Source organism: Cupriavidus sp. AU9028 (assembly GCF_019795295.1).
GTDB lineage: Bacteria > Pseudomonadota > Gammaproteobacteria > Burkholderiales > Burkholderiaceae > Cupriavidus.
Map to the genome: position 1 here is coordinate 43,286 of NZ_JAIMCG010000023.1, position 6,564 is coordinate 49,849.

A 6,564-nucleotide genomic window follows, 5' to 3' on the forward strand; every position below is an offset into this window, starting at 1 on the left:
GGGAGCACTGCCTGGAAGACGCGCGGCCCGGCGGGAAAGTTAGGGCAATGCCGTAGCGCTTGCGCATTCACGCGGCCGCCGTGGCGTAAGTTCTTCAGCAGCCGGTTCGTCATCCGTCATGGAAACCGTCGCCTGTGGCGGTGCGACCGTCAGGAGCCCAATGATCCCTTTGCTGGCGCCGTTCTTCTCCGGCCCGCTGCGGCCGTACGGCGAGCGGGTGTCCCTCGCGAATGCGCCGTACTTGGCTGCTGTGTCGCCAGCCCTGGACATGCAGCAGTCAGGACTCGATCGACAGTGGGCAAGCGCCTGTCTGCATCGGTTCGGGCAGGCACGCGCGTGCAGCGACGCGCCAGCCCTTGCTGCGGCCTGGTTTCGCGACTACACGCTGGCGTTGCTGCCGAGCGCACTGGTGGCGGCCGCCCGGCATCGGCACAGCTTGCCGTTCGACGCCGCGCAGCTGCGATGGCAGGGCGACGAAGACGGGCGACTGCTGCGGATCGTGCTGCCGCATGACGGGGCCGGAGCAGGGGAAGGGCTGCGTGCAGCGATGCGGCCGCGCCTGCCGGCGCTGCTGTCGCCGCTGCTGGGCATGCACTTGCCGATCGTGGCGGCGGCCTTGGCGGACGCGGCACGTGTCGCGCCGCGGCTGTTGTGGTGTACGGCAGGGGTGGCGGCGGATGGGGTGGCGCGGCATCTGGCGGCGCATCCGGCCCTGGGTGAAGCCGCGCGCGCCGAGATATGGGCCTGGATGCGCGAGCCGCGGTCGGCCGACGGCTTGCGCAATCCCTTTCATGGCGCCTTTCGGCCCGGTGCCGAACCGGGCGTGCCCGGCGTGGCGCCGGTGCGGCGCATCTGCTGCCTCAATTACCGCTTGCCGGCGGGCGGGCTGTGCGGCACGTGTCCGCGCAACCGGCTCAGTCCGGGCGTGCTACCCTACGGCGGCGCCAGTGGCGCCACAGCAGCCGTGCCGTGACGGCGACCGGAATGCCGAGCCCGAGCCAGCACAGCGCGTCCCACGCGCCGTCGCCGAAGATGCCAGCGGCGAGTCCACCGAGCGAGAGCAGCGCGAGCAGGATCGGCATCGGCCACGTATCTTCCATTCGCGTCATGCCTGGTCTCCCGACAAGTGCGGCGGGACCGGCGTACGCGCCGCCTCGCCCGCGCGCCGCGGCCGCTTCAGCCAGAAGATGAAGCCGGTGACGGTGGCGCCGGTGGTGATCAGCGTCAGCAGCGCCCACAGGATCTGCAGCGGACGGCCGGCGTAGTCGCCGAAGTGGAAGGGCGCCGACAGCAGCAGCACCTGCAGATACCAGGGCATGCCGCGCACCGCCGCAACGGAACCGTCGCCAGCGTCGACGAAGACGATGGCGTAGACGCGCTTTTGCAGCTCGGTATGGCCGCGCAGCACCACGCCATAGTGTCGGCCCGTGGAGAACTCGGTATTCGGATAGAACACAAAGGCCGGATCCTTGCCGGGCACGGCCTGTTGCGCGGCGTCCAGCGCGCGATCCACCGGCACCAGCGCGGGCGGCGTCTGTCCGGGCAGGGTCGCGACAAGGTGCTGCAGTTCGGTCTTCTGCCACAGGCCGATGATCAGCGGCGAGAACGACAGGAAGGTGCCGGTCAGCCCCACCACCAGCGCCCATACCAGCACGACGATGCCGAACAGGTTGTGCAGGTCCGCCTGTACCACGCGCACCGGCTTGCCGAAGCGCAGCAGGCCGAAGGCGAGCTTGCGCATGAAGGGTCCGTACAGCACCAGGCCGCTGATCAGGCTCAGGGTCAGCAGCACGCCGATGAAGCCGATGAAGTACTGCCCGGGCATGCCGAGGAACAGGTTCAGATGCAGCTTGAGGATGAAGCCGCTGAAGGTCTCGCCGGGTGGCAGCGGCTTGCGCGGCAATCCGGTGGCGGCGTCGAAATGGGTGGTGGTGCCATTGCGCAGTTTCGGTTCGCCGGCCGGCCCGACGCGCACGCCGACCGCATCCTCGTCATCGTCGGCGAAGGAAATCGACTTCGGCAGCTGGCCCGGGTGCGCGGCCCTGGTGGTGTCCACCAGCGATTGCAGCGCCGGGCGTTGCGCCGGCACGGGCACGGCACGCTCGGCGGCGACCGTGCCGTGGTGTTCCTGGCCGAGCAGCGCGTCGATGTCGTGGTGGAAGATCAGCAGCAGGCCGGTGACGCACAGCACCAGCAGGTTCAGCGTGCACAGCAGGCTGGTCCAGCGGTGGATGGCGTACCAGAAGCGAAGCGTGGGGGCTTTCATGTGGTCTCCTGCAAGGGCGGGCGGCCCCGTGTCCGCGCTTGGGCGCGGGCACGGGGCCGCCACGCTCACCAGCGGTAGGTCAGCGTGCCGATGACCGTACGGCTGCGGCCGTAGTAGCAGTTGGTCGCGCTGTCGCACGCTGCCACATACTCCTTGTCGAAGAGGTTGTTGACGTTCAGGCGCAACGTGTAGTTCTTCGCGAAGCTGTAGCTCGCCGCGAGATCGAACAGCGTGAACGACGGCACTTCCACGGTGTTGGTCTGATCGTAGGTCTTGCCGACATAGCGCACGCCGCCGCCGAACCAGACGCCTTGCAGCACGCCGCTGGACAGGCGGTAGTCGGCCCACAGCGAAGCCATGTGCTTCGGCACGAACTGCGGCGTCTTGCCCGCGTTGGGCGCGCCCGGGCCGGCTTCGGTCACCTCGGCGTCGGTGTAGGTGTACGACGCCAGCACGTTGAAGTTGGACGTCACCGACCAGGTGCCTTCCAGTTCCACGCCGCGCGAGCGCACTTCGCCGACCTGCGAGAACTGGCCCGGCACTGGCGACGTGGTCAGCACGTTCTGCTGCGTCAGGTTGAACAGCGACAGCTGGGCGAAGCTGCGGCTGCCCGCCGGCTGCCATTTGACACCGGTCTCGTACTGCCGGCCGGTGGTCGGCTTCGGCATGCCGCCGCCATAGAGCGCGATGGCGTTGGTCGGCTCGAACGACGTCGAGTAGCTGACGTAGGGCGACAGTCCGTACGGACCTTGCCACAGCAGGCCGGCGCGGCCGGTGAAGCGGCCATCGTCGGTATCGGTGCGCGTCACCGCGCCGCTGGTCAGGTTGCGCGTGTCGGCGCTGACCTTGGCCTTGTCGTAGCGGCCGGCGAGCTGCAGCACGACGCGGTCGGCGATCTTCACCATATCCTGCAGATACACGCCGACCTGCTGCCGCGAGGTGTGCGTATCGGTCTGGAAGTTGGGCGCGACGAAGTTGCCGTAGACCGGATTGAACACGTCCAGCGTCGGCTGGGCCGCGACGGTGGTCTGGCCGAACAGGCGGTCGAAGGACGTGCGCTGGTAGTCGAAGCCGACCAGCAGGGTGTGGTCGAACATGCCGTGCGACAGCTTGATCTGCGCCTGGTTGTCGACGGTGAAGACATCGTAGGACTCGTTGGCGATCAGGCCGATGCGGCGCAGCCGGTACGGTCCGGTGGTGTAGCTGGTCAGGCCACCGGAGCCGCCGATGTCCTTGTAGTCGACGTGCAAATGCGCATAGCGCAGGTTCTGCCGCAGCGTCACGGTGTCGTTGAGCCGGTGCGAGAACTCGTAGCCGGTCATGTACTGCTCGCGGTCGAACTGGTCGAAGTTCGGCTCGCCGGTGAACAGGCTCACCGGAATCTTGCGGCCGTTGCCCAGCGGAGAGATGGTGCCGACCGCCGGCAGGAAGTTGGCGCTGTTGCCGGAGCGGTCGCGGTACGCCTGCGCGTAGAAGGTGAAGCTGGTCGCGTCGGTGGGCCGCCAGGTGATCTGCGGCGCCAGGAACAGGCGGTCATCGTCGACATGGTCCGTCTGCGTGCCGCTGTCACGGCCCAGTGCCGTCAGGCGGTACAGCACCTTGCCATCCTTGTCGAGCGCGCCGGTGAAGTCGCCCGAGATCTCCTTGCGGTCGAAGTTGCCGACGCTGACGTTGATCTCGTTCTCGGTGTAGCGCTGCGGGCGTTTGCTGACCTGATTGATCATGCCGCCCGGCGAGCTCTGGCCGTACAGCACGGAAGCGGGGCCGCGCACGATGTCGATGCGTTGCAGGCTGTAGGGATCGACCTCCCAGCCGCCGTAGCCCCCGGAGTGGGGCAGCTTCAGGCCGTCCAGGTACTGGCCCATCTGCGACGCCAGGAAGCCGCGGATCTGGTAGTTGCCGCGGCGCGAGTCGACGATCGGCTCGGTGCGGACACCGGCGCTGTAGCGCAGCGCTTCCTCCACGCGCTGGGCCCCCTGCGCGCGGATCTGGTCCGAGGTGACCACGCTGATCGACTGCGGCGTCTCCGCGATCGGGGTATCGCTCTTGGTAGCCGACGTCGCGTTCCTCGCGCCATAGGTCGGTGCGTCCATGCTGTCCGCCCGCACGCTGACTGCGGGCAACTGGGCTTCGTTCGCCGCCGTCGAGCCCGCCGGCGCGGCGCTGCCGGTTTGCGCGTAAGCCGCCTGCATCGATGCGGCCAGCGCCAGCGCCGTCAGCGCGAAAGGATGACGGCTCCCCTGGACCCGGACGGATCCTCCCCTTGTACCCCGTTTCATACTTCTCCTTGTGTTCGTCTTTTTGTGATGGCTGCAGCATTCTAAATAACAATCATTCCTATTCGCATTAAATAAATTGTTACAACAGCACCTGGTTGGAGAACCGCAACGAACACTTTTCGACTGTCGGATCACCTGACGCCACCGAGGGGAGACGGCGGAGACAGGACTCCAGCGCTGCAACCAGCCGGCTGTCCCGCACGATTGCGTAGTGATCGACGTCAGGCAGCACGGACTCGTCCTGCGGCGGGCCCTGCCAGCCCGCCAGCCGTGCAGCGGCCGCATCCCTGCCGGCGCGCCACCAGAGCGCACGGGGCGCCTGCACGGATGGCAAGGCGGGCTGCGCCGCCGCGAGTGCCCCAAGCCGGTGTGCGGCGAGAAAGATCTGTGTCAGTTCGTCCGCACCGAGGGGAGAAGGCGGCCGCCCCGAGGCTTGCGCGGCAAGGACGCCTGCAAGCAGCGCCCGTACGGTGTCGGCATCGGGCTCCGCGGGCAGATGCGTCGGCGGCGTCAGCGGCGCGGCGCCGGGCAGCATCTGGCGGGCGAAGGCCGCGAGCCCGGCGGGCCAGTTCACCGAGGGCGGGCTGAGGGCCGCGCGGGGGGCGGGCACGAAGGGGTCGATCAGCGCGAGCCATTGCACCTGCTGACCCTGCGACTCCAGTTCCTGGGCCATCAGCGTGGCAAGCGCCGCGCCCAGCGACCAGCCCAGCAGCAGATACGGCCCTTGCGGCTGTGCGGCGCGCCATTCGCGGACGTAGTCGCGCGCAATCGCTGCCAGTGAGGCATCACGCCAGGCCGGATCGGTCAGCGCGCGCGATTGCAGGCCGTAGACGGTCCGCTGCTGGCCCAGCCTGGCAACGATGGCGTCGTAATCGAACAGCGTGCCAAGCGCGGCGTGGATACACGCGATCGGCGGCAATGCAGCATCCGCCGGCCCACGGGCCAATACCCGCAGCGCGGTCGCTGGCGCCGCCGCCGGCTTGTCATCGCCGTCGGGCAACAGCTGGCCGATGGTCGGCGTGCGCATCAGGTCGCGCAGTTTCAGGTCCAGTCCGAGCGACTTGTCGGCGCGCACGCGTGAAATCACCCGCAGGCTCAGCAGGGAATCGCCGCCCAGTGCGAAGAAGTTGTCGTCCAGCCCGACCCGTTCGACGCCGAGCACCTCCTGCCAGATCTGCGCGAGGCCGCGCTGCGCCTGCGTCCGCGGCGCGATATGGTGCTCGGCGGCTTCCGCCTCGGGCGCGGGCAGCGCACGCCGGTCCAGCTTGCCGTTCGGCGTCAGCGGCAGCGCGTCGAGGACGACGAAGGCGGACGGCACCATGTAGTCGGGCAGTTCCGCGCTCAGTGCGGCGCGCAGCTGCGCGACATCGGCGCTGGCGTTGGAGGCCGGCACCACGTAGGCCGCCAGCCGCGCACCCGATGGGCCTTCGATTGCGACCACGGCCGCATTGGTCCATCCGGGCTGCGCCATGATCCTGGCTTCGATCTCGCCCGGCTCGATGCGAAAGCCCCGGATCTTCAGCTGCTGGTCGATGCGGCCCAGGTATTCCAGCTGCCCGTCGGGCAACCAGCGCGCAAGGTCGCCGGTGCGGTACAGCCGCGCGCCGTCGTCAGAGAACGGATCGGGTACGAAGCGCTCGGCGGTGGTGCCGGGCCGGTTCAGGTAGCCGCGTGCCAGCCCGTCGCCGCCCAGATACAGCTCGCCGGCCACGCCCGGCGGCACCAGGTTCAACTGCGCATCGAGCAGGTAGGCGCGGCGCTCCCCGACCGGACGGCCAATCGGCGCATAGGTGCCGGCAAACTGCGCTTGCGGGCTGTCGGCGCGCACCTTCCACACCATCGGCGTGACCACGGTCTCGGTGGGGCCGTAGCCGTTGATGAAGGTGCGCGGCGCCAGCGCCCGGCATGCCTGCGCGAACACGGCGCGCGGCATCGCCTCGCCGCCGAACGAGTACAGCGACACGTCGGGGCGCTGGCCGCTTTGCTCGCACCACTCGGCCAGCTGGCGCAGATAGGCCG

At 68.8% G+C, this 6,564-nt stretch carries 5 protein-coding genes; 1 reads left to right on the plus strand and 4 read right to left on the minus strand.

Annotation, left to right across the window (positions count from 1 at the left end; translation table 11 throughout):
- The first annotated feature begins 118 nt into the window (after positions 1-118).
- Positions 119-973, plus strand: coding sequence for a siderophore-iron reductase FhuF (gene fhuF, locus K6V06_RS19525; RefSeq protein WP_255581970.1), 855 nt, complete (start codon positions 119-121; stop codon positions 971-973).
- Here the strand turns inward: fhuF and K6V06_RS19530 are convergent.
- The 4 genes from K6V06_RS19530 to K6V06_RS19545 form a co-directional block, all read right to left on the minus strand.
- The gene (locus K6V06_RS19530; protein ID WP_222245794.1) at positions 915-1,109 is read right to left on the minus strand and encodes a hypothetical protein; all 195 of its coding nucleotides are present in this window, start codon (positions 1,107-1,109) and stop codon (positions 915-917) included. The genes fhuF and K6V06_RS19530 overlap by 59 nt on opposite strands.
- Positions 1,106-2,266 (minus strand): PepSY domain-containing protein, encoded by a 1,161-nt coding sequence (locus K6V06_RS19535; protein ID WP_222245795.1) that lies wholly within the window; start codon positions 2,264-2,266, stop codon positions 1,106-1,108. Before K6V06_RS19535 ends, K6V06_RS19530 begins: the two co-directional genes overlap by 4 nt.
- A 65-nt stretch (positions 2,267-2,331) precedes the next feature.
- Entirely contained in the window at positions 2,332-4,545 is a 2,214-nt protein-coding gene (locus K6V06_RS19540) for a TonB-dependent siderophore receptor (RefSeq protein WP_255581971.1), read from the minus strand.
- A 79-nt stretch (positions 4,546-4,624) separates the two neighbouring features.
- Positions 4,625-6,564: AMP-binding protein (locus K6V06_RS19545; protein ID WP_222245796.1), on the minus strand; the 1,940-nt coding region annotated here is incomplete at its 5' end.